The sequence below is a fragment of the Mediterraneibacter hominis genome, assembly GCF_014287475.1.
Classification (GTDB): Bacteria; Bacillota; Clostridia; order Lachnospirales; family Lachnospiraceae; genus Mediterraneibacter; species Mediterraneibacter hominis.
Window position 1 is genome coordinate 573970 of record NZ_JACOPF010000002.1, and the last position, 24469, is coordinate 598438.

23 protein-coding genes and 1 other RNA gene are annotated in these 24469 nt (G+C 43.8%); 19 read left to right on the top strand and 5 right to left on the bottom strand.

All coding sequences use genetic code 11. The annotated features are described in order from the left end of the window. Positions 1-154 precede the first annotated feature (154 nt). On the top strand, positions 155-997 hold the full coding sequence (locus tag H8S37_RS12185; protein WP_408631376.1) for a hypothetical protein: 843 nt from the start codon (positions 155-157) through the stop codon (positions 995-997). A 42-nt stretch (positions 998-1039) separates the two neighbouring features. Here H8S37_RS12185 and H8S37_RS12190 read toward each other — a convergent pair whose 3' ends face one another. Next, on the bottom strand, positions 1040-1717 hold the full coding sequence (locus tag H8S37_RS12190; protein WP_186876338.1) for a TMEM164 family acyltransferase: 678 nt from the start codon (positions 1715-1717) through the stop codon (positions 1040-1042). Between the two features lie 488 nt (positions 1718-2205). Here H8S37_RS12190 and H8S37_RS12195 point away from each other — a divergent pair, with 488 nt between their 5' ends. The 11 genes from H8S37_RS12195 (at position 2206) to H8S37_RS12245 (ending at position 12163) form a co-directional block, all read left to right on the top strand. Next, complete coding sequence (locus tag H8S37_RS12195) at positions 2206-2865, top strand: F0F1 ATP synthase subunit A (RefSeq protein WP_186876483.1); 660 nt, start codon at positions 2206-2208, stop codon at positions 2863-2865. 31 nt (positions 2866-2896) lie between these two features. Next, on the top strand, positions 2897-3121 hold the full coding sequence (atpE, locus tag H8S37_RS12200; protein ID WP_178058253.1) for an ATP synthase F0 subunit C: 225 nt from the start codon (positions 2897-2899) through the stop codon (positions 3119-3121). 29 nt (positions 3122-3150) lie between these two features. Continuing rightward, positions 3151-3654 (top strand): F0F1 ATP synthase subunit B, encoded by a 504-nt coding sequence (atpF, locus tag H8S37_RS12205; RefSeq protein WP_186876339.1) that lies wholly within the window; start codon positions 3151-3153, stop codon positions 3652-3654. Next, entirely contained in the window at positions 3635-4168 is a 534-nt protein-coding gene (atpH, locus tag H8S37_RS12210) for an ATP synthase F1 subunit delta (RefSeq protein WP_186876340.1), read from the top strand. The genes atpF and atpH overlap by 20 nt, the downstream gene beginning before the upstream one ends. Next, positions 4165-5682: a F0F1 ATP synthase subunit alpha gene (gene atpA, locus H8S37_RS12215; protein ID WP_408631377.1), complete on the top strand. Its 1518-nt coding sequence runs from the start codon at positions 4165-4167 to the stop codon at positions 5680-5682. Before atpH ends, atpA begins: the two co-directional genes overlap by 4 nt. 1 nt (position 5683) lies before the next feature. Next, positions 5684-6577, top strand: a complete 894-nt coding sequence (gene atpG, locus H8S37_RS12220; RefSeq protein WP_186876342.1) for an ATP synthase F1 subunit gamma — start codon at positions 5684-5686, stop codon at positions 6575-6577. Positions 6578-6586: 9 nt separating this feature from the next. Then, the gene (atpD, locus tag H8S37_RS12225) at positions 6587-7975 is read left to right on the top strand and encodes a F0F1 ATP synthase subunit beta (RefSeq protein ID WP_186876484.1); all 1389 of its coding nucleotides are present in this window, start codon (positions 6587-6589) and stop codon (positions 7973-7975) included. A 12-nt stretch (positions 7976-7987) separates the two neighbouring features. After that, a complete protein-coding gene (gene atpC, locus H8S37_RS12230; RefSeq protein WP_186876343.1) occupies positions 7988-8404 on the top strand; it encodes an ATP synthase F1 subunit epsilon in 417 nt (138 codons plus the stop codon). Between the two features lie 652 nt (positions 8405-9056). Beyond that, the gene (locus H8S37_RS12235) at positions 9057-10679 is read left to right on the top strand and encodes a bifunctional diguanylate cyclase/phosphodiesterase (protein WP_186876344.1); all 1623 of its coding nucleotides are present in this window, start codon (positions 9057-9059) and stop codon (positions 10677-10679) included. Positions 10680-10745: 66 nt separating this feature from the next. Beyond that, positions 10746-11375, top strand: a complete 630-nt coding sequence (locus H8S37_RS12240; protein ID WP_186876345.1) for a 4'-phosphopantetheinyl transferase family protein — start codon at positions 10746-10748, stop codon at positions 11373-11375. Beyond that, positions 11375-12163, top strand: a complete 789-nt coding sequence (locus H8S37_RS12245; protein ID WP_186876346.1) for a M15 family metallopeptidase — start codon at positions 11375-11377, stop codon at positions 12161-12163. Before H8S37_RS12240 ends, H8S37_RS12245 begins: the two co-directional genes overlap by 1 nt. Positions 12164-12245: 82 nt before the next feature. Here the strand turns inward: H8S37_RS12245 and H8S37_RS12250 are convergent, their stop codons facing one another. After that, positions 12246-13973, bottom strand: a complete 1728-nt coding sequence (locus tag H8S37_RS12250) for a vWA domain-containing protein (RefSeq protein ID WP_186876347.1) — start codon at positions 13971-13973, stop codon at positions 12246-12248. Between the two features lie 3 nt (positions 13974-13976). Continuing rightward, entirely contained in the window at positions 13977-14909 is a 933-nt protein-coding gene (locus H8S37_RS12255; protein WP_186876485.1) for an AAA family ATPase, read from the bottom strand. Positions 14910-15139: 230 nt separating this feature from the next. Here H8S37_RS12255 and H8S37_RS12260 point away from each other — a divergent pair, with 230 nt between their 5' ends. Next, entirely contained in the window at positions 15140-15940 is an 801-nt protein-coding gene (locus tag H8S37_RS12260; RefSeq protein WP_186876348.1) for a hypothetical protein, read from the top strand. A 23-nt stretch (positions 15941-15963) separates the two neighbouring features. Further along, a complete protein-coding gene (locus H8S37_RS12265; RefSeq protein WP_186876349.1) occupies positions 15964-17376 on the top strand; it encodes a deoxyguanosinetriphosphate triphosphohydrolase in 1413 nt (470 codons plus the stop codon). Here H8S37_RS12265 and H8S37_RS12270 read toward each other — a convergent pair. Further along, positions 17369-18382 (bottom strand): DUF6128 domain-containing protein, encoded by a 1014-nt coding sequence (locus H8S37_RS12270; protein WP_186876350.1) that lies wholly within the window; start codon positions 18380-18382, stop codon positions 17369-17371. The genes H8S37_RS12265 and H8S37_RS12270 overlap by 8 nt on opposite strands. A 101-nt stretch (positions 18383-18483) precedes the next feature. Between H8S37_RS12270 and tadA the strand changes: the two genes are divergently transcribed. After that, on the top strand, positions 18484-19023 hold the full coding sequence (gene tadA / locus H8S37_RS12275; RefSeq protein ID WP_186876486.1) for a tRNA adenosine(34) deaminase TadA: 540 nt from the start codon (positions 18484-18486) through the stop codon (positions 19021-19023). 27 nt (positions 19024-19050) lie between these two features. On the opposite strand, the gene ffs is transcribed toward tadA, so the two are convergent. Further along, positions 19051-19312: signal recognition particle sRNA large type (gene ffs / locus H8S37_RS12280), an RNA gene on the bottom strand. A 46-nt stretch (positions 19313-19358) separates the two neighbouring features. Between ffs and H8S37_RS12285 the strand changes: the two genes are divergently transcribed. The 4 genes from H8S37_RS12285 to H8S37_RS12300 all read left to right on the top strand — a co-directional run bounded on the left by H8S37_RS12285 (position 19359) and on the right by H8S37_RS12300 (position 24448). Then, on the top strand, positions 19359-21071 hold the full coding sequence (locus H8S37_RS12285; RefSeq protein ID WP_186876351.1) for a B12-binding domain-containing radical SAM protein: 1713 nt from the start codon (positions 19359-19361) through the stop codon (positions 21069-21071). A 9-nt stretch (positions 21072-21080) separates the two neighbouring features. Next, a complete protein-coding gene (gene nth / locus H8S37_RS12290) occupies positions 21081-21707 on the top strand; it encodes an endonuclease III (RefSeq protein ID WP_186876352.1) in 627 nt (208 codons plus the stop codon). A gap of 187 nt (positions 21708-21894) precedes the next feature. Beyond that, positions 21895-23412 (top strand): VanW family protein, encoded by a 1518-nt coding sequence (locus H8S37_RS12295; RefSeq protein WP_186876353.1) that lies wholly within the window; start codon positions 21895-21897, stop codon positions 23410-23412. A gap of 7 nt (positions 23413-23419) precedes the next feature. Beyond that, positions 23420-24448: an AIR synthase related protein gene (locus H8S37_RS12300; protein WP_186876354.1), complete on the top strand. Its 1029-nt coding sequence runs from the start codon at positions 23420-23422 to the stop codon at positions 24446-24448. Positions 24449-24469 lie beyond the last annotated feature (21 nt).

Genomic DNA, 24469 nt, shown 5'->3' on the forward strand with positions numbered 1-24469 from the left:
ATTCTTTTCTTGTGTGACTTTCAAATAGGAGTGTGATAGAATAAAAGGAAAAAACGGAGAAGTATGGTATTAGATGAAGAAGAAAGAAGAAAAACAGAGCAGAGAAGAAAGACAGCCCGGAGGACGCCTTAGGAATTTTCAGAAGGCGCTTGGCATGGAACTGCGGGAGCACAAGAGTTCCTTTATCGTGTATTTTGTGCTGCGTTTCCTTGTCATAGCAATGATGGTTCTGCAGATTTTAAACAGGAATTATGAAAATGTATTTTTATGCGCGCTGACCTTGCTTTTGCTCGTAATACCGAGTTTTGTGCAGGTTACATTTAAAATCGAACTGCCGACGACCTTAGAGATTATTATTCTTGTTTTTATATTTGCCGCGGAAATTTTGGGAGAAATCAGCGAATTTTATCTGATGTTTCCATTCTGGGATACAGTGCTGCATACGATCAATGGATTTCTCGCTGCGGCAATCGGATTTTCCCTTGTAGATTTATTAAACCGCAGCGGCAGGACATCGTTCACATTGTCCCCGGTGTTCATGGCGATTGTGGCATTTTGTTTTTCGATGACGATCGGAGTAATATGGGAATTCTTTGAATTTGGAATGGATCAGATTCTGGGATATGATATGCAGAAGGATACGGTAATCCATGTGATTCGTTCTGTGACGCTGGATCCAGAAGGGCATAATGTACCTGCAGTCATTGACAATATTTCCAGTACAGTCGTAAATGGAAAAGAGCTTGGGCTTGGAGGATATTTAGATATCGGACTGTTCGATACAATGAACGACTTGATTGTCAATTTTATAGGGGCAGTAGTTTTTTCTGTGATCGGCTTTTTCTATGTAAAGAACAGAGGAAAGGGAAAAGTTGTGCGTCGGTTCATTCCGCGCAGAAAGAAAAGTGACAAAGATTTTCTGCGGATTGTCGCGGAAAACGCAGAAAAGGAATCGGAGGAAGCAGTCAGGGAGGGAAAGAAAACACAGGACAATTAGCGGTGCTGTGTGGGTAAAGCCTGTGTTTACGTCTTATTGTCCTTAAAAATTTTTGTCCGCCGGAAGTGCTTTTTTACATCGTTTCCAGATAAGCCTCCATATGAGGAACAAAAAGAAGGCGCCGCATATCGTCGAAAGAATATATAAAAGGATAGCGGTAAGGTTACCTGCTGTATCGGCAACCGTACGGAATACGATCTGCTGCATAGAATAGTCTGGATTGATGTAAAACATGTTGATCGTGCCAAAGGAATCGAAGGTCAGATTGATACACTCTGCAATGGTGCAGCAGAGGAGATATATAAGCGCGGCTATCCCAAAAGAAGGAGCACGCAGACAGAACGCTTCCTGCTTCAATAGGGTAAACCCGGCATACAAACCGGCTGCGATTAGGACAAAGTGCCAGAGGTAGGAATGAACTGTAAGTAAAGCGAGAGGGTAATGCAGTCCGCTTGTGTCAGCAAAGGCGGCGATACCGCCTAAAAGACCAAAGGTTGAGAGAAAGAGAAGGAAGCTTTTTTGTATTTTAAGGGGCACGAACGGCAGCAAAAGCATAAGGTACATAGGAATACTGCATAGCTGGAAAGGCAAATACCACCAGTAATAACTTCCGCCATTTACGACGAAGGTAAGCAGTAACTGTTTTAATATTTCACTTAAGAACAGACAGATTCCGCAGAGAAAAAAACTGCGGAATCTATTTTTATGTTCAAATCGCATAAAAACCTCCGGAATATAAAGTCAGCAATATCTGTGCATTATCAGTATAGGCATATGCAGGTGTCAATTCTATTATAAGACAAATTTAGAAAAGATATAGGGGGAGTTTGTGAAATAATAAACATAATTCTGGGCGTTTTTTACAAAAATATATGACGAAAAATATAGAATATTGTGTGTTGTGCAATTGAAAAATAAAAGAGAGCATTTTTAGAAATAAAGAAGCGGCAAAATAGATAAAAATAGCGAAATGAGGATTTTGAATACAGACAAATTCGTGCAAAAACCGACCGGGTTCGGTTTTTGAAAAAGACTGATTTTTTTTGTTGACAAATCAACAAATTGCGCGTAACCTTTAAATGTCTTTTGGACAAGGGATGTTTAAAAGACTGGAGGGGCATATGTTCAGGGAAGAACAGGCTTCTTTTTTATACATGAATTTAAGAAGAAAAGGAGGAAGTGATACGGGAGATTTAACAGAAAAATTAATGGAAGAATTAAACTGCGAAACAGTGTTTGACCTTCCGGTTTTAGGCGGTATTTCAGAGTCCGTTGTTGTCACCTGGATCATTATGGCAGTTCTGGTAATTGCGTCTGTGATACTGGTACGAAACCTAAAGGTTGAAAATCCCGGGAAAGTGCAGCTTGCACTGGAATCCGCTATAGGGTGGGCGCAGGATTTCTTTGAAGGAATTATCGGAAAAGAGAACAGACGATATATCCCTTATCTGATAACCGTTCTTCTTTATCTGGGGATTTCTAATGCGATTATGCCACTGTTCGGGTTCAAGCCTCCGACGAAAGATTTGAATGTGACGGCGGCTTTGGCAATTATGAGTATGTGTCTGATTGAATTTTCGGGCATACATAAGAATGGATTGAAGCACTGGGTAAAACATTTCGCCAAACCGGTACCGGTTGTAGCGCCGATTATGGTACTGGAGGTTGTAATCAGACCGTTATCTCTTTGTATGCGTCTGTTCGGCAATATGCTTGCCGGATTTGTGGTAATGGAACTTTTGAAGGTGTTTGTACCTCTTATCATCCCGATTCCGGTAAGCTTTTATTTTGATATTTTCGACGGACTGCTTCAGGCATATGTGTTTGTATTCCTGACGGCGCTGTTTATGAATGAGGAAATGGAGTAAATAAGATTAAAGAAAAAGGAGATTGAATAGTATGGGAACAATTATTGCGATTGGAGCAGGTATTGCGGTTTTAACAGGTATTGGAGCAGGAATTGGCATTGGAATTGCAACAGCAAAGGCTACAGAGGCGATTGCCAGACAGCCTGAGGCAGAAGGAAAAATCAGTAAAACGCTGATTCTTGGATGTGCGCTTGCAGAGGCGACGGCGATTTATGGCTTTATTATCGGTCTGCTGATTATTTTCTTCTTAAAATAAAGACAATAACGGAAAGGCGGGTGAGACAGGTGCTGCAACTGAATATGAACCTTCTCTATACCATTATAAATCTTGTTGTTCTTTATCTTTTGCTTAGGCACTTTTTGATTAAGCCTGTGACAGAGATCATGGAAAAAAGAAAGAAGCTTATCGAAGACGGGCTTTTAAACGCGCAGAACGCACAGGATGACGCGGCGAAAATGAAGCGGGAATATGAGGCGGCCTTAAGCGGCGCAAAGCAGGAATCCGCGAAAATCCTTGAGAAAGCGCAGAGACAGGCAAAAGAGGAATATGAGAAAATCCTGCAAAAAGCCGACGAGAAAGCGGCAGATATGATGGAGTCTGCGAAAGAATCTATCCGCGTACAGCGGGAACAGACGATACATGAGCTCCAGTCCCAGATTGCAGGCCTGGCGTTAAATGCGGCTGCCAAAATTGTAGGAGAAAAGACAGAGAATCAAGGAAATCAGGAAATTTATAATCAGTTTCTAGAAGAAGTAGGTGAAGCTTTTGATGACCCAGACAAAAAATAGTGCAGGGCAGATACCGGCAGCAGCGATACGGTACGCCAGAGTATTGTATGAGCTTACGATTTCAAAGGAAGCGATACAGGAGGCAAGGGATATATTAAAAGAGGTGCCGGTTCTCTATGATGTGTTTATAAATCCTGTGATTGCCGGCAGCAGTAAAATGAGAGTGATTGACAGGATTTTCCCGGAAGAAATAAGAAATTTTTTAAAGCTTGTATGCAAAAACAACCGAATGAATCTGATCACAGATATATTTGCTGCCTATGACAAATATTTGGAGGAGCGGGAGCGGATCGTTCATGCACAGATTATTTGTGTAGAGCCGCCGGATAAAGAACATCAAAAGAGGATAGAGGTGTTTCTTTTGAAGAAATACAGCGCTGTAAAAGTCAAGCTCACGATTCGTAAAGATCCGCGTCTGCTGGGAGGATTTATATTGCTTGTCGGCAATGATGAGTATGACTGGAGTCTGAAAGGACGATTAGAGAGATTAGAACAAAAATTGACTTGGAGGTGAACAAGGTGAATGGAATCAGTTCAGATGAAATTATCTCTATCCTAAAAGAGGAGATAGAAAATTTTGATAGTATGGCAAAAGACAGCGAAGTCGGAACAGTTGTCGCAGTCGGTGATGGAATTGCCACTATTTACGGAATTGACCATGCAATGTATGGAGAGATTGTTACCTTCGATACAGGCTTAAAGGGTATGGTACAGGACGTCCGGAAAAATGAGACAGGATGTATCCTTTTTGGACATGATACAGGCATCAGAGAGGGAACGAAAGTAAGTCGGACAGGAAAGAAGGCAGGCGTTCCGGTAGGGGAAAGCTACATTGGAAGAGTTGTGGACGCGCTGGGAGCCCCAATCGACGGCAAAGGTCCGATTCAAGCGGAGGATTATCTGCCTGTTGAGAGGGAAGCGCCGGGAATTATTGAACGGAAATCGGTCAGTGTTCCGCTGGAGACGGGGATTCTCTCTATAGATGCAATGTTTCCAATTGGACGCGGGCAAAGAGAGTTGATTATCGGAGACAGGCAGACCGGAAAAACTTCGATTGCGCTGGATGCGATTCTGAATCAGAAAGGAAAAGATGTCATCTGTATTTATGTGGCAATCGGACAGAAGGCTTCTACAGTTGCAAAGGTGGTTAATACGCTTGGAAGTCATGGGGCGCTGGACTATACGATTGTTATGTCCTCGACAGCGAGTGATTGTGCGCCGCTGCAGTATATTGCTCCTTATGCTGGTACAGCAATGGCAGAATACTTTATGTACCAGGGAAAGGATGTATTGATTGTATACGACGATCTGTCGAAGCACGCGGTGGCTTACAGAGCCTTGTCGCTTCTACTTGGACGTTCTCCGGGACGTGAGGCGTACCCTGGAGATGTGTTCTATTTACATTCCAGACTCTTGGAACGCTCAAGCCGTTTGAGCGAAGAAAAAGGCGGCGGCTCCATCACAGCGCTGCCGATCATAGAGACACAGGCAGGGGATGTATCTGCATACATTCCAACGAATGTGATTTCTATTACAGACGGGCAGATTTTCTTAGAGAGCGATTTGTTTGCCGCAGGTATGCGGCCTGCTGTCAACGTGGGATTGTCTGTATCTCGTGTGGGCGGTGCGGCACAGACAAAGGCGATGAAGAAAGCGTCCGGAAGTATCCGTATTGATCTGGCGCAGTATCGCGAAATGGAAGTGTTTACACAGTTTAGTTCCGATCTGGATGCGGCGACGAAGGAACAGCTGGAATACGGAAGCGGCCTGATGGAGCTTTTAAAACAGCCGCTATGCCACCCTTTGAGCCTGCATGAAAAGGTGATTACATTATGTGCAGCTACACATAAAGTGTTGCTTGGTATAGGCAAGGCAAATATCAAATCCTTCCAGAAGGAAATGCTCGCATATTTTGAGACGGAACATCCGGAAATCGGACAGGAGATAGAGGAGAGCAAAGCACTGACGGAAGAATTGATAGAAAAGATTGTTGAGGCAGCCGGAGAATTTAAAAAGAGCAGGTGTTAGCATGGCAAATATAAAAGAAGTACAGGAACGTATCAACAGTGTCAAAGACACAATGAAAATTACAAATGCGATGTATATGATTTCTTCTTCTAAGATGACACAGGCGCGGAAAAAATTAGCGGATACAGAACCATATTTTTACGGACTACAAGGAGAGATTGCAAGGATTTTGCGGCACCTGCCGGAATTGACGCACCGTTTTTTTGACAGGCGTGAGGGGGTGCCCAAAGAGGAGAGGAAAATTGGTTCCATTGTGGTCACCGCAGATAAAGGCCTTGCGGGAGCCTATAATCACAATGTGATAAAGCTGGAAGAAGAAATTCTGGCAAAGCCGGGAAAACACAAGCTTTTTGTGGTGGGAGAGCTTGGCAGGCATTATTTTTCCAAGAAAGAGATTGAAATTGATACGAATTTTCAGTATACAGTTCAGAAACCAACGATGCACCGAGCAAGAAACATTTCCGCGAAGATTTTGGAACAGTTTCAGAATAGAGAATTGGATGAGGTTTACATTGTGTATACCAGAATGGAAAATTCGGTACAGGCAGATGCGGAGACGGTAAAGCTTCTCCCCTTGGAAAGAAGTGATTTCAGTGAAATGAAAATGCCTCTGAATATGTACCGGGAAGCGATTGAACTGTATCCTTCGGCGGAAGCAGTGATGGACAGCATTGTTCCAAATTACGTGACGGGTATGGTTTATGGCTGTCTGGTGGAGGCTTATGCCAGCGAGCATAATGCACGTATGATGGCAATGAAATCTGCTACTGACAGTGCACAGAGCCTGATCAAAGACTTGTCTGTTCTATATAACAGGGCGCGGCAGGCGGCAATTACCCAGGAGATAACGGAGGTCTGCGCGGGAGCCAGAGCACAGAATGGGGAAAGGAAGTGAGCATGAATGATGAATAAAGGACGAATTGTACAGGTGATGGGGCCTGTCGTTGACGTAGTATTTGAAAGCGGAGAACTTCCTTACATTAAGGATGCTCTCGAAGTAGAGAATGACGGCAAAAAATGTATTATGGAAGTGGCACAGCACCTGGGAAATAATGAAGTGCGGTGCCTGATGCTTGCGGCGAGTGAAGGGCTGCACAGGGATATGGAAGTGACGGCGACCGGTGCGGGAATCAAGGTCCCCGTCGGTGAAAAGACGCTAGGGAGATTGTTCAATGTTCTTGGAGAGACGATCGATGATGGAGAGAAAATAGAGGAAGCTCCTAAGTGGGTCATTCACAGAGATCCGCCGAGCTTCGAAGATCAAAGTCCGGTAGTTGAAATTCTGGAGACAGGGATCAAAGTCATTGACCTGCTGGCACCTTATGCGAAAGGCGGTAAGATTGGGCTGTTCGGCGGCGCGGGTGTTGGGAAAACCGTGCTGATACAGGAGCTGATCCGTAATATCGCCACAGAACATGGAGGATATTCTATTTTTACAGGTGTAGGAGAGCGTTCCCGCGAAGGAAACGATCTCTGGACAGAGATGAAAGAATCAGGCGTGTTGGAAAAAACAGCGCTGGTATTCGGACAGATGAATGAGCCGCCTGGAGCGCGTATGCGTGTGGCAGAGACGGGGCTTACAATGGCGGAATATTTTCGTGACGAGCAGCATCAAAATGTACTTCTCTTTATCGATAATATTTTCCGTTTCACACAGGCAGGAAGTGAGGTTTCTGCGCTGCTTGGGCGTATGCCTTCCGCAGTAGGCTATCAGCCGACTCTTGCCACCGAGATGGGAGAGCTCCAGGAAAGAATTGCTTCAACGAAAGATGGTTCCGTTACGTCAGTACAGGCAGTCTATGTACCGGCGGATGACCTGACAGATCCGGCTCCGGCAACGACATTTGCACATCTGGATGCAACCACTGTACTTTCTAGAAAGATTGTGGAGCAGGGAATTTATCCGGCTGTAGATCCTCTGGAATCCAGTTCACGTATCCTGGAAGCAGATGTAGTAGGAGAGGAGCATTATGAAGTAGCAAATAAGGTACTCGCTATTTTACAGAAATATAAGGAACTGCAGGACATTATTGCCATTCTTGGTATGGAAGAATTGTCAGATGAAGACAAGGCAACGGTTATGCGTGCACGGAAGATTCAGCGGTTTTTGTCCCAGCCGTTCTTTGTGGCAGAGACATTTACCGGTATTCCAGGCAGATACGTGCCATTGAAGGAGACTATCCGCGGATTTAAGATGATTATAAACGGCGAGATGGACGCGTATCCGGAATCTGCATTTTTCAATGTGGGAACCATTGACGATGTAATAGAGAAGGCAAAAGCTGCAGAATAGAGGTGCATGTGTATGGATACATTTGGACTGAAAATTATAGCAAGCGACAGGGTGTTTTATGAAGGCAGGTGCAGGCAGATAATTATACCGGCGCCGGACGGGGAGAAAGGAATCCTTCCGAACCATGAGAATATGGTAATTGCAGTGAATGTCGGAGACGCGCGCATGGAAGTGGAAAAAGGAAAATGGGTGGATATTGCGGTCGGCGCAGGATTTATGGAAATTGTAAATAATCGTGTGACAATGCTGGTAGACACTGCAGAACGGCCGGAAGAAATTGACATTCGGCGTGCAGAGGAAGCAAAAGAACGCGCGGAAGAACAACTCCGTCAGAAACAAAGCATCCAGGAATACTACCACTCACAGGCGTCTCTGGCAAGAGCTATGAACCGCCTGAAAGTATCAAAAGAAAAACCTTGGAATCTTTGATAATTATAAAGTTAATTGACAAAAGGTACGTGTGAAAGAGGTGTTTTGCATCGTTCGTCAGGGCTTCGCCGAAATTCCTCACTCACGCAAAACATCTCTTTCACACTCACACTTTCGCAGCTTAAGCTTATAGTTCCAGGCGGAAAAAATCGGCTTCACGCTGCTATGCATTTCCAATCAGAAGTAAACAAATTCTTCTGGTTGGGAACCAGTAGCAGCGTGAAGTCGATTTCTTTTTTATGAAATTTAACTAACAAAGCTGCCTTCCGATACAGTGTTTTTTGCGTACCCTCTGTTAAAATTTTTCTTACAGACGAGGAAGGTATTTTTGGCAATTTCCGCAGTGCTAGCTCAATTCTGCATACACCCCATTTCGCTATAGGCAGTCGACGATTGTGGCTGCCGCCACTGTTTTGCTCATTGGCGGCATTTAGCTCATCTGTGTAGCAGTCGTCGGATTCTTATGCAGGCATAAATCCGTCTCCTGCTAACAGATGGCTGAACTGATACGAATTTACAGATTACAGGAAGCTTACAGACTTGCATTTTAGCATAGATTATACTACAATAGCTTTATCTGAAATCGGATAAATAGGTTTTTTGCGCCCTTTTATCCAAAAAATGAGTGAAACTTTGAAAAAAGGGGTATCCCATGAGTGAAAAAGAAAGACAACGTTCTCTTGTAGAGATTATGAATGATGTACTGAGTACAGTACGGAATTATTATGATTCAGAATATGTATATTATATAGAAAAAGAATATGATGACATAGAGACTATCTATGAGTGGTGTGCAGAAAACGTACCGTGGCAGCGTGATAAGATTAAAATGCTGGAGGCGGAACAGCAGCCTAAGTGGATGAAACAGGAAATAACAGACACAACAGAAGAAAGCTACAGTATATTTGAACAGATTGGCGAAGAATCAACAGCAATTCTGGCAGTTGTAGGAGTGCACAGAGGAGGCTGTGAGTTATCTTTGATGTATGCGGTGCTGCCATTTATAAGACAGGCGATTGTATTGCAGAAACAGCAGAAGCAGCAGGAGTACTTAAGCTACCACGATGATTTGACTGGATTATTAAACAGAAATAGTTTTGTACAGTATCTGGCAGAAGCTGAGAAAAAGGAGAGAAAAACGCTTGGCGCTTTATCTGTGGACATCAACGGGCTGAAAAACTTTAACAAGGAATTTGGACGCGACTATGGGGATGAAGTGGTTATCCGCGTAGGGGAAGTGCTGGAAGAGTTCTTTAAAAGTGGTATGGTTTTTCGGCTTACAGGAGATGAGTACCTGGCTGTTGCTGAAGATGCGTCATACGAAGAATTTATGAAGAATATTCATGCGGCGCATGACAAATTAGATAATATCAGCCTTGGGCTCGTCACGATGGGATATGCATGGGAAAAGATAGATATCAATGTAGATAATCTGGTGGCGCATGCAGAGAACATGATGCGTGAAGAAAAGCAGAAATATTATAAAAACTTGAAGAAAGGACACCATGAGCCGATCATAAAGCAAGATTTGCTCCAGGATATTGAACAGGGAAGCTTTATTGTCTGTCTGGTACCGAAGATCGATGTAGTGACGGAGGAAATCGTCGGGGCAGAGGCAGTGGTGCGTTATCATCATAAAGATTTAGGGATTTTAAATCCTGAAAAATATATTACACTGCTTCAGGAAACCCGTCTGTCTCATCATTTAGACCTCTATGTATTTGAAGAGGTATGCAAGACCTTACGCAGATGGGAAAGAGACGATATTCCTATGGTTCCTATATCTGTAAATTTTGCCGGAGCTACTTTGTGCCAGGTGGATATTGCAGATAAAATGATGGCTTTGATTGAGAAATACCATGTATCCTGCGAGTATCTGGAAGTAGAAGTTTCAGAATCCTATGCAAATATGAATCAGGAAATGCTTTCAGAGACGAGCAATAAAATCAGGAAGGAAAATGTAAGAGTTACACTGGATCATTTCGGGGCAAAGGATTCTAGTATTTCCATTCTTTCTGTGATGGAATTTGATGGTTTGAAACTGGACAAGGGGCTTGTGTCTAATATTGTAGGAAACAGCCGCAGCAGAATTGTGGCAAAGGCAGTGATTGAGGTGTGCAGGCAGCTTGGAGCATATGTCTGTGCGTCTGGAGTGGAGACACAGGATCAGTTAAATGTGCTGAATGAACTTGGATGTAATTATGCACAGGGAAGTCTTTTTAATAAACCGATTACGATCGATACATTTGAAGTGCGGTATTTAAAAGAGAGATAGGCGGTATCTGCGGGCAAATGCAGTGCTTTGCAGCGGCTGGCTAAGAGATGAAAAGGTTGAAAGCATATGGTGAAAGCCTGGGTTGCAGATATTCGTCCGCTGCTGGACGAGGGATGTTATAAAAGATATTATGAAGTGCTTCCTTCTTTCAGACAGGAAAAAGCGGACAAGATAAAGAGAAAATTAAACAAGGCACAGAGTGTAGGTGTGTGGAGCTTGTGGGAAAAGATAAAGAAAGAGTATCAACTGCCAGAGGACAGCAATTTCAATCTTTCTCATTCCGGTTTTTTTGTGATGTGTGCGGCGGAGTTGGAGAAAAAAGTAGATGTGCAGGTCGGCTGTGACATTGAACAGATAAGGGAAGCAAATCTAAAGATGGCACACCGGTATTTTTGTCCTGCGGAGTACAAAAGGATAATAGAGGCAGCAGACAGACAGCAGCAGAATGAAGTGTTCTTTAGATATTGGGTACTCAAAGAAAGCTTTATGAAAGCAACGAGAAAGGGCATGGCTCTTGCACTGGATACCTTTGAAATTTTTTTAGGCACTCCCGCTATGCTGATAAATAAGCCGGCTGATTTTACAGATTCCTATTATTACCGCGAATACGAGATCGAAGGCGAGCCATATAAAATGGCGGTCTGTTCAACACAAGAAGATATAGATTCTAAGATACGGACGGAGTTTAAACTGTGATGAAAAAATGGAATATGAAGATGAAAAAAATACTGATAACAGGAATCGCTATAGGAGTCGTATTTGGTATCTTGCTTACAATTGCTGCGGCGAAGCATGTAGTAGATTCACATGAGGAAAAATTGACTGCACAGAATAAAAAGCTGGAAACAGAGAACAAAAAGCTAAAAGGCAAGGTACAAAGAGAAGCGGCGGTAGGAGACAGCGCGGCAACTCTTTCGGGAAATGATGAGGGATGGGCGTTGGCGCTTGTCAATGAAAGCCATCCTCTGGCGACGGATTATGCGCCAGAGTTGACGGAGATTGATACAGAACGTTCGGTAGATACAAGAATCGCCGGAGAATTAGAGCAGATGTTAAGTGATGCGCAGGCAGAAGGCTTAAGCATGTATGTGGCGTCTGCCTACCGTTCCTATGAGCAGCAGAGGGATGTGTTTAATTCTACGATGCAGGATTGGATTGCTCAGGGGTATACTCCGCTGGACGCATATGACGAGACAAAGAAATCGGTTGCGGTGCCGGGGACGAGCGAGCATGCGACGGGGCTTGCGGTGGATATCATTGCTTCTGCCTACGAGGAACTAGATGATGCACAGGGAGATACGCCGGAACAGAAATGGCTCATGGAACATTGTGCAGAGTATGGGTTTATACTTCGTTATCCGTCAGATAAAGCAGACGTGACAGGGATTGTTTATGAGCCGTGGCATTACCGCTACGTGGGAAAAGAAGCAGCGAAGGAGATAACAGAAAAAGGACTGACATTAGAAGAATATCTGGAACAGTAAGGACTGCCGTATAGTATTGTTTACATAAAAAGTATAGCCGCGGTATATCTGTGCAGACATTGTGGCAGAAAAGGGCGGTATATTATAAAGATAAAAGGGAATGGAGAAGCATATTCCCGACAGAATCAGCAAAATAATGAATATCTTGAATTCTTACAAAATCCCTGCCGAAAATTTCTTTTGCGGCGGGGATATCTTTTTCAATTCCCATAAATACCCCAAGCACTTGAATACCGCGATTTTTTAGATTCCGCACTTCCTTGGCCGTATCTTGAATTCCGACGCTGTCTGTATATTCATGGTTCTGATAAAAAGGGCCTTCTTTTGCACAGCGATCGTCACTGGGGCTTGCATCAGACAGCATAATCAGCAGTCTCTTTTCACAGGGAGATTCTTCCATCAGATGTGCGGCGCCTCTAAGAGCCAGACCGTCTCTGTTACTGCCAGCAGCAGTATATGAAAAGATGTCTTTGTTTTGCTTATTTTCTTGATAAGTACGGTATAACCGCATCACTGTGTAGCCGCGTATGCTGCAATAAGAATATATCTGTACAGGAATATGCAGGTGAGTAAGGCTTTCTGCAAGAATGTAGGCTTGAGCGGCGATACTTTCCTGACAATTCTTTCTGGAAGAAGAGGCGTCTAAAAGCAAATCTACTGAAAATCCGGCAGAAAGGTGTTCTCCTTTTTTTGTAAAAATACGGTTGTCATCGAGGCAGAAGGCACGCCAGGCCTGAGAGGTGTTTAACCTGCCAGAGTATGAGCGGGACACTTCTTCATCAGTCAGAGAATCTAAGGCATTTGAAAGTTTTTCTGACAAACGAAGGATGCTATTATGATGAAGCGGCAGGGCGTTTCTGTAATACTGGATGTTTTTTTCCTTCTGTAAAATTGTCTGCTGCCGGAAGGTCTGTATTTCTTTCTGAAATTTTTCAGGACATGCAGTAAGCGGCATAAGAGAGGCACGCGTAAAGAGCAGATGGAGCCCTGCATGATTTCCTGTACAAAGAGATTGTTCGATTTTGTGGACAGTCTGCTCAGGATACATACTCTCTCCGAAACATGCCTGTACATATTTTTTGGAAAGTTCTTCTCGTTCCAGGTGCGTAAACTGAAAAAGAACACCTAATTGCCGGACAAATGCACCGGCAGGAGCAGGTGAATCTGTTTCCTTAACAGAGGAGGTGTGTACCCTTACGAAACCAGAGTGTACCCTTCCAAGAGAATAAAATGCGGGAAGTACTTTCTGGAGAAAGTAGGATCCGGATTTTTTGCTGGGAGCGTGGGGGATATACCGGAAATAGGTTTGATAAATTTTCTTTGTTTTTTCTATGATCTCACAGGAAGATAACTGGGCGCTGTAGGATAAGGAGCTTAACAGTTCTTTTTTCCAGCCGGACAGAGGACTGTCTTTGCCTAAAATTTCACAGAACCTTCCGCGCTGTAGTGCACAGAGAAGCACATCCGAGGCAGATTTATGCATAGCTTTCAGATTACGGGCAGCATATTCTGTACGTAGTTCTTTTAAGGCAGGGCGCAGTGGAACTTCCCTTTCATAGGCAGCATTTTCAAGCCCCAGCCAGAAAATTCCTTCATACAGCTCTCTCTGGCCGGTTCCCAGAGAATGAAAGAGCTGTTCTATTTCTGTTTTATCATACCATTTGTATACCAGGCCAATGATAAGATTCAGGTATACGTCAGCGGTGTTGTCCTGGTTAAAAGCGAGATAGAGCGGCTCAAACGAATAGTCTTCGGCAGCAGTCCAGATGATGTTTTTTGCCCGTTTTTCTTCCTGTATATCATAATTCATACCTTATACCTCGAATAATTGATTGTGTTCTAGATGCCTTGGAATCCTCGTATGGATTATATCGCGGATGAAGGTTTGTTCATAGATGTCAAAAGATTTATTCGTGATTCCCATATCCAGAGCAGTATGCGCTTCCAGCCCTCTTTCCATAAGAGCGACAGCATCTAAAAGACCGCGTAAGTCCAACGGTTTAGATGAGATTTCGGAATTTTCACATTTCTTTTGCAATTCTAGAAAGAGCGCCGCAAACTGTTCGGCATATTTGGTTTTTATCGCAGGAAATTCGCACTGCAAAAGTCTTTTAAGCTGTTCATGGGTGATCATAGGCATCTGAATAACGACAAAACGAGAGGTAAGCGCTTCGTTAAGCTCTTTTGTTCCGGCATAGCCATAGTTCATGGTAGCAATGAAACGGGCGGCGGGGTGAAGGGGGATCCGTTCGTATCCTGGTACGTCAATGACATGGCGGAAATCAAGCGCAGCATGAAGAACAGCCAACGCCTCATTTTTTGCCATGTTGATTTCGTCAAGTATGCCGAAACCACCGTACTTTGCACACTGAAAAACGGGACCCGGGCGGAAAACTACTTTTCCATTTTCAAAAGTATCGCAGCCGATCAAAGTGGAGGCGTCCATATTTACGTGAAAAGAAATGTCCCATCTGGGACGCCCGAATATGGCGGAGAGATTTTCGGCAAAGATGTTTTTTCCGGTTGCTTTATGTCCTGCAAGGAGAAGGTTTTTTCCGCTTAAGATGGCGCAGACTGCCGCTTCCCATATTTCTTTCCCATAGTAAAATTGAGAGGGGACAGGAAGCCGGTCTTTTAGATTTTCAGGAATAGGATAACAATCGGTGAATTGTTTGATGCTTTCCAACAAAGCAGGCTGCAGATATTCTTCTTTTAAATGATTTAACACAAGAGTTCCTCTTTTCATATAATGCATGTTTTTCGTGCCTGTTCCGCATAAAAACAGATAGTTTTGACAAGACAGGCTACGTATGTATTATAAATAAACAGGCGCTTATTTACAACTGCTATATTATTGACGAAAAAACAGGGTTTTGATAAAATGGGAAAAGGGAAAAAGATAGGTTTATGAAGCAACGATTATGTTGCTTCTGGGATATTCATATTGGAGTATAAGAGTACATAAGGAGGAAAGTCATGGAAGACCTGACATTTGGAGAACAAGTCAAAATTATTCTGGGAAGAAAGGGAATGACAATCAAAGAGCTGGCAGAAATAATTGAGGCACAGACCGGAAAAAAGATGTCCAGGCAGAATCTGACACAGCGCTTAGGAAGAGATAATTTTCAAGAACAAGATATGCGGATGATTGCGCGGATATTAGGTTGTCCGTTCCAACTGAGCATATTATCCGGAGAGACGACACTGCAGAAAAAAGCAGAACCTGCGGCAGAGAAGGCAGCGGCGGACAAAGCAGAACGTGACATGACGATAGGGGAGCTTTATGAAATTCACCAGGAATTGTCAGAATTGGAAGAAGAAGCAAAGTCTGGCGAGGCGGTTGAAACGATAAAAGAAGAGCTGGAAAACCCAAAGAAAGAAAAATTTCCGACAGGAAGCATTTTTTTTCGCAGGAGGGAAGGAAGCTCGCCAGAAAAGGAACGTAAGGCGACGGAACAGCGAATCTTACATGCGGCGGGCAGGGAAGAAAGAGTTCCCGTCAATGAAGGTTCTGAAAAAGAAGAAGACTTTGAACCTGTTATTCGTCAAAATGATGAGCAGGAGGATCGGGAACGCGGAGAGGTCAATCCATATACAGGAAGGGAATACCAGTCAAACAGCGTACGTATGCACCCTACAAGGATCGGCTATGTGCAGGTGTATGACAGGAAGCTGCACAAGTGGACAGATATGACAGAGTGGGCGTTTTTAGGATACCAGGAAAGAATGAAAGCTCTGCTTGGAAAGGCATATGAGCCGCCGATTTATCTGGATTAAATGCAGAAAGGACATAGAAGTCTATGGAATGGAATACACTGCTGTCCGCACAGCGTATGCGGGGAGGAAAAAGCAAGAAAAATTTCAAATCAACAGATCTGCGCAGCGAATTTGAAAAAGATTATCACCGGATTATCGGAAGTGCGTCATTTCGCAGGCTGCAGGATAAGACACAAGTTTTTCCGCTGGATAAAAGCGATTTTATAAGGACAAGGCTGACACATTCTCTGGAGGTTGCCTCCTTAGGAAAATCCCTGGGACAGAACATTGGGGAAAATATTTTAAATTATAGAAAAGACAGCGGTTTTACGATACAGATGAAGGAGGATATCTGTCATATTCTGGAATGTGCGGGGCTGATACACGATATTGGCAATCCGCCTTTTGGACATTTTGGCGAGACAGCGATACGCGAATGGTTTGAACGTAACCTGCCGCAGCTTGTATTTAAAGGGAGACGGGTGGAAGATATATTGACACCTCAGATGAAAGGGGATTTTTATCATTTCGAAGGAAATGCGCAGGCGCTCAGGCTAGTGACCAAACTGCATTATCTGGTAGATGAATATGGAATGAATCTGACATATGCTCTGTTAAATACAATTGTGAAGTATCCGGTTCCTTCCGATAAAATAAACAGGAAAAGCGGCAATATAAAAGATAAAAAGATGGGATATTATGATGCGGACAGAGAAGTGTTTGAAGAAATTTCCGGCGCCACAGGAGCAGGAAACTGCAGGCATCCTCTGACGTATATTCTGGAGGCGGCAGATGATCTCGCATATAAGACGGCAGATATAGAAGATGCGTTTGTGAAAGGATTTGTCTCTTACTATACACTGGAAAGAGAACTGTCTGCTTTAATGGAGAAGCGTCCGGACGCCCCTTTTGATGCATTGGGGAAACTGAAAGAGCTGTATGAGAGGGGAGCAAAAAAACAGCCGCAGAATCCGGAATCCTATGCGGTGAAAAATTGGATTGTGCGTGTGCAGGGATTTTTAATTAGCTGTGCGACATATGGTTTTACATCACATTATGACGAAATTATGGCGGGAACCTTCTGCCACGATCTGTTTTACGGCACCTATGGGGAGGAGCTGATGGAGCTATTGGGAGATATTGCGTTTCGGTATGTGTTTTCCTCAAAAACGATCTATAAAATGGAAGTATCCGAGGCAGTGATTCTCGATTTTCTTATGGACAGACTGGTACATGCAGTCTTGTACTATGATACGGAAGAGAAACTCAACTCTATAGACAGCCGGGTGATTTCTTTTATATCAGACAACTATAAAAATGCCTACAAGCTGCAGGCGGAAGGAAAGACAGAAGAGGAAAAGCTGTATCTTCGCCTGCTGCTTGTGACAGATTATGTCTGCGGTATGACAGACAGCTATGCAAAACGTCTGTATCAAGAAATGAACGGGATCATTTAATATAACGGCACCAGTGTCCGAAATCTGCATCGTCGTTTCGTTCTTCCTCTTCTAAATGAAGCGCTTCTGTATAAGAACGGGTAAACTGTGGAAAACCGAACAGGTTGGCAGCCCGCGCTTCATGGGAGTCATAAATGCCTGGAACACCGAGCCAGTAGTGACCATTTTCTTCTACAAGAAGGAGGTGGTTATATTTATGATAACCATGGAGCAGAAAGCTGTTGTTTGCAAGAAACCAATATTTTTTTGGAAGCAGACATAGCTCGCTGCGGTTGATTTTCCGTGCAGAAGAATGTCCGGAGGTTTCTTTTGCAGACAGAGTGGAAAAAGAGTGCGGCTCTGCTGGTTCTTCCTTTAAAGAATTTTCTGACGCAGTAGTTTCTTTAACAGCGGGATCTTCGGGTGGTGCTTCTGCGGCAGGAGTTGTGGCGGGAGCCTCGTGGTTATCGGATTCGGATGCCTCTGGTGGTGTTTTGGTGGTAGAATTCTCTTCTGGAGAGCTTTCCTGCAAGGAAGCGTCTTCTGCCGGCGGTGCCGGCGAGGGCGACTTGTCGGCAGAGGTGTCCTTTGCAGGAGTCTCATGCTCCGGCATTTCCGAAGAGGAGTCTTCACCGGAAAGGGAAGCTTCCTCGTAAGGGATAATATTCTGGGGAACAATATGTGAGACAACCCAGAATTTTTGAGATTCTGTGTGTGACGCTTTCAGGAAGAATCCGTCAACTCTTTCCAGAGTGCGGCCCTGCGGGAAGACAGATTCCGAGACGGAAATCCGGACGGACAAAGAGTGCTCCATGCAGGAGAGGGAAGCAAGCTTTTTAGCGACACTATGTTCCCCGTCCTGGTAGAAAACATATAAATCTACACTGCTCTTAGCGTGGACAGAAATGCCTCTTGCCTGGATTTGCAGGATGCAGGTGTGATAATGCCGAGTGATTTTAAAAAATCCGACATTTCTTACTTTACGGATATTTTCATATTCATATAGATAACAATTACCGGGATTCATACTATATACCTCTGGTCTTGTCTTTCTTTTAAATCTATTCAGTACATGACTGAAAAAGAACCGGAGGAAAAAAGAAATTGAAAAGGAACAGGTTGCAGAATATGGGCAGAGAAACGCTGGAAACTGAGAAAGAATTAAGAAGTCTTCAAAGAAAGACAGATGAAAAATATATGAAAGAAGCGTTGAAGCAGGCGAAAAAGGCATACGCACTGGAGGAGACACCAATCGGCTGTGTGATTGTGAGGGATAACCGGATTATTGCCAGGGGATATAACAGACGTAATACAGATAAAAGCCCTCTCGCACACGCAGAAATCGCGGCGATTAAAAGAGCGAGTAAAAAGACGGGAGACTGGAGGCTGGAAGACTGTACTTTATATGTGACTCTGGAACCATGCCAGATGTGCGCGGGAGCGATTGTACAGGCACGAATGAAGCGTGTCGTAGTGGGATGTATGAACCCAAAAGCGGGATGCGCCGGTTCTGTGCTGAATTTGCTGCAGATGGAAGCATTCAACCATCAGGCAGCACTTACAACAGGAATATTAGAAGAAGAATGCAGCCAAATGATGAAACAGTTTTTCAAAGAATTGAGAGAGAAAAAAACACTGCGTCCCAAACAGCCAAAAGAAACTGAATAAAGGAAAGCAGTGCTGCTAGTCTTTTTTATGTGCATTGCGCTTCGAACCAGGTTCATAAACGTTACCCCGACAGTTAACTCAGCTCAGGCACCCTCACGGCACCCGGGAGGTTCTGCTTAGTGCTGCTTCGTTCCCGACCTGACACAGTTCACAGATTCCCGTCGCGTAAGACCCAGGCATCAACATCACTTATCGGGGGCAGCTTTACAAACTTTCGCCCTCTGCGCAATATCACCCCTGCTATAGCGGATTGCAGGTACAAGGTACCGCTAACACCCCGGCTGCACAGGTTCTAATTTTACATTGTTTTTTTTAAAATGTCAATGGAGGAGAGCATGAAAGTTTTATTGGCTGCAATAAATGCAAAATATATACATTCCAATCTGGCTGTCTACAGTCTTAAGGCATATGCAGAAAAGTTCGGATATAAGGCCAAAATCGCTGAATATACAATCAATCAGCCGCTAAATGAGCTGTTAGGAGAGCTGTTTGAGCAAAAACCAGACGTCATATGCTTCTCCTGTTATCTTTGGAACATTTCCTATGTAAAGGCGCTTCTTAAGGAACTTCCCAAAATTTTGCCCGAGGTACGACTGTGGCTGGGCGGGCCGGAGGTATCTTTCAATGCCAAACAAATGCTTGCAGAGTATCCGCAGCTAGAAGGCATTATGTGCGGAGAGGGAGAAGAGACATTTCGGGAACTGATGGAACATTTTGAACAGGGGCGGCCGGAATTGGATAAGATACGCGGAATTGTATTTTGCAGAAAGACGGATGGAAAAATCATAGAGACGCCTCCAAGACAGGTGATGGATCTCAATGCGGTTCCATTTGTCTATGAGAATCTGGATTGCTTTGCAAATAAGATTGTGTATTATGAATCGAGCCGAGGCTGTCCGTTTTCGTGCAGCTATTGTCTGTCCTCCATAGATAAATGCCTGCGGTTTCGAGATACAAAGAAAGTGAAGGAGGAACTGCAATTTTTGATAGACAGCGAGGTACCGCAGGTAAAATTTGTAGATCGTACATTTAATTGCAGGCGGGATCATGCAATGGAAATATGGACCTATTTAATGGAGCATGACAGGGGGATTACAAATTTTCATTTTGAAATTGCGGCGGATTTGTTGAGTGAAGAGGAGCTGGAACTGATTGGGAAAATGCGCCCAGGACTGATTCAGCTTGAAATTGGGATTCAGTCTACTAATGAAGACACAATCAGAGAAATTCGAAGGACAATGCAGTTTTCGCGGGTGAAAAAGGTGGTGAAGCAGATACAGGAAAGGGGAAACGTACACCAGCATTTAGATTTGATTGCAGGGCTTCCCTTTGAAGATATGGCAAGTTTTAAAAAATCGTTCTGTGATGTATATGCTCTGAAGCCGGAACAATTACAGCTTGGCTTTTTAAAAGTTTTAAAAGGCTCCTGGATGCATGAGAAGGCAGAAGATTATGGGCTTTTATATCAGGACATGCCGCCCTATGAAGTACTCTCTACCAGGTGGATAGCGTATGGAGAAATCCGCAGGTTAAAAAAGATAGAAGAAATGGTAGAGGTGTACTATAACAGCAGGCAGTTTGAATATACGATAGAACTGTTAGAACAGGAATATCCGGATGCATTTACCATGTATGAAGCGATTGCGGCGTATTATGAGAAAGAAAATCTGGACAAAATAAACCATTCCAGACTGGCAAGATATGAGATTTTGTTTGCATTTATAGAAAAATCCCAGATACGAGATATAGAGAGCTACAGGCAGTCGCTGCTGCTGGACCTATATATGAGAGAAAATGTGAAACGACGCCCCTGTTTCGTACAGGAGATACAGATAACAAAAGAGGAAGCAAGAAGATTCTATGAAAAAGAAGCGCAGGAATTCCATTATCTGAAGGGGTATGAACAGTACGGCAGAATGCAGATACGTAAAATGACGCATTTAGAATGGATAGGTGGAAAGCTTCTTCTGTTTGACTATCAGAACAGAAATAAGCTTACGCACCAGGCGGCAGTATATGAAATTACAGAGGATACAGGAGAGGTTTAAGCGATAAAGATGAAGAAACGTACAGAGGAAATTATAAAAATATTGGATGAACAGTTTGGAACAGAATATGTCTGTTACCTGCATTATGAGACACCGTGGCAGCTTTTGATTGCGACTATGCTAAGTGCGCAGTGTACGGACGCGCGTGTCAATATTGTAACGAAAGACCTGTTCCAGAAATATGATACATTGGAAAAGTTTGCAAATGCAGATTTAAAGGAACTGGAACAGGATATTAAACCGACAGGATTTTATCATAACAAGGCAAAAAATATCATAGCGTGTACGAAGGCGCTGGCAGAACGGTTTGGCGGGGAGGTTCCCAGAAGCCTGGAAGACTTGACGTCTCTTGCGGGGGTAGGAAGAAAGACAGCGAATGTCATACGGGGGAATATTTACCATGACGCCAGTGTAGTGGTAGACACCCATGTAAAGAGAATTTCGAAAAGGCTGGGGCTTACTGTGAATGAAGATCCAGAAAAAATAGAGCAGGATCTGATGAAGGAGCTGCCAAAGGATCACTGGATTTTGTATAATATCCAGATCATCACCTTTGGGCGGACTGTCTGTACGGCGAGAAGTCCCAAATGTGAACAGTGCCGCTTGCAAAAATACTGTAAAGAGTATAAAATGTAGTTTATTATAATTAGATGAAGTTTCATAAGGAGTGACAAGATATGAATTTATATGATAAAAAGTTCAGAAAAATTGTTTCTATTGGAATTCTTGTGATCATTGTGGCAATGATTCTGACAATGGTTTTGCCATATATCATATAATGCAGGCGGTATAAAGAAAGTGTGTGAGTAAGGCAGGGGAATGTATGAACAAGAAGAGAAAAAAACACAAAAGCGTCAGAAGCTATAAGCCGGATAGAAGGGCGATCTTGGGTCTGCTCTTTGTTCTTGCCTGCGCAGTTTGTGTCATTGTGCTTGTTCAGCTTTACTTACATAGAACAATTGATAAATATGAAAAGAATGTCATTATAAAAGGGGTATCTATTGGGACAACCGACGTCTCAGATATGACAAAAGAGGAGGCAAAAAGCGCTGTTTTAGCAGATACAGAAAGCTGCGGACAAGAGCAGCTTATATTGACATTAGAAAACGGAAACCAGGCAGAGGCAGCCTTGTCAGAGCTGGGGCTTACTGTAAAGGATCTGGACAGCGTGATTCAAAAAGCGGCAGATTACGGAAAAGTCGGAAATGCAGTGAGCTGTTTTAAGATTTTAAAAAATTCTGAAAAGGGAAAAGAGAAGAAACGCTTCACCATTGCGTACCAGGTGACGGAAGAGGATGTGAAAAGGATACTGGAAGAACGTTTAAATCCTCTTTTGAAGCTTCCGGTCAATGCCCGTGTGACACAGGATGAAAACGGCGTAGTTGTAGTGGAGGAACAGCCAGGAGAGATACTGGATATAGAAAAAACAGTCAAAAATATCAACCAGTTTTTGGATAAGAAGTGGAATAAAAAGGGCGGCACAGTACAAGCAGAGGTCAGGCATACGGAACCGGATATAACAACAGAGGATTTGGAGGGGATAACGGATCTGCTCGGAAGCTTTACTACATATTATGGAAATGACGGTTCCGGCCGATCTCTGAATGTAGAGTCAGGGGCGAACCATATAAATGCCACACTGCTTCAACCAGGAGAAGAGATTTCTGTCAATGGGGCGATGGAGCCCTACACAGAAGAGAACGGATATTATCCCGCGGCTTCCTATGAAGGAGATCGGGTGGTCGAGTCTATGGGCGGGGGAATTTGCCAGGTATCAACGACACTGTACAATGCAGTGCTAAGGGCAGAGCTGGAGGTGACAGAGCGTCATCCCCATTCTATGCTGGTTTCCTACGTAGAGCCATCTATGGACGCGGCGATTGCAGAGGATATACTGGACTTTAAATTTAAGAACAACTATGGCAGTCAGATCTATATCGAAACAGTCCTTTCTGATGGTTCTCTGACATTTAACATCTACGGGAAAGAGACAAGAGATGAGAACCGATCTGTAGAATATGTAAGTGAAACATTAGAGACAGAGGAGCCGGAAGGGAAACGGTTTGTTGCCACAGAAGATGCGATTGGATATATAGCAACACAAAGCGAGGCGCATACGGGCATGACTGCGCAGCTTTGGAAGGTTGTCTATGAAGACGGACAGGAAGTAAGCCGGGACGTCATTAATTACAGCGAGTACGTGTCCTCAAAGGAGACGGTCGGAGTGGGGACTGCATCGGACAATCAAGAAGCTGTTGAAAAAATAAACGCCGCCATCGAGACACAGGATGAGGACAAGATACAAAAGGCAATTCAAGAGATTACAGGCGGAAATGGATAAAAAATAAATGAAACAAGAAGAAAAAGAGAGGGCTTCCATGAAGATTGGAAATCTATCGCAAACCGTGTGGAAACGGGATATAAAAAAGAAAATACAGATGAGACGCAAAGAGGTACTCTTTCCGATTATGATGGAAGAAAAAACTTCTGCCCTTGTCTGTGGAGGTAAGGCACACAGTGAAGCCTTTGTGTGGGCGGATGCATCTGTAAGCGGAACAACCGAGAAGCTTGGACAATATGCCATTCTTCGCGCGGCAAATGACGTCGCCGCGAAAGGAGCAGAGCCAATAGGGGTGTCTGTGCAGATTTTAAGTCCTGCCAAAGAAAAGGAAGAAAAAATCGTACATATGGCAGCGGCAATGGAGGAAATGTGCGAAAAATTAAATCTTCAGATAACCTGTATAAGAGCAGAGGGCAGTCCTTCTGTTTTTCAAAATATTGTCTGTGTAACAGTGGCAGGCTTTTTAGATGCTGCTGTTCCTGCAAAAGCCGCACGACCGGGCAGGGAGATTCTGCTGTGCGGCTATGCCGGACTGGAAGGAACCCTGCTGATTGCGCAGGAAGCAGAGGAAGAGCTGGGCAGACGTTTTACTCCTGCGTTTTTGCGTCAGACAAAGGAAAAGGAAAAATGGCTGTGCACACCGCCTGTTATTCGAGGGGCATTTGCACATGGCGCCAAAACAGCGCGGCAGATAGGAAGCGGTGGGATTCTGGCAGCTCTTTGGGAGCTTGGGGAATGTTTTAACATAGGAATGGAAATAGAATTTTCAGACATTCTTATCTGCCAGGAGACAGTGGAAATTTGTGAGTATTACCAGTTGAATCCGTATCAGATGACTTCTGCCGGAAGCTTGCTTATCACCACAGATAAAAGTACAGAACTGCTGGCATTTTTTAAGCAGGTGGGAATACGAGCCAGAAGGCTTGGGGTTATCACGGATGACAATGTCCGGATAGTCACAAGCGGCACAGAAAAAAGGTATCTCGACAGGCCGGCGCCGGATGAATGGCTGCGCTGGCAAAGCGACAGAAAATAGAAAAAATAAGAAAATCAGGAG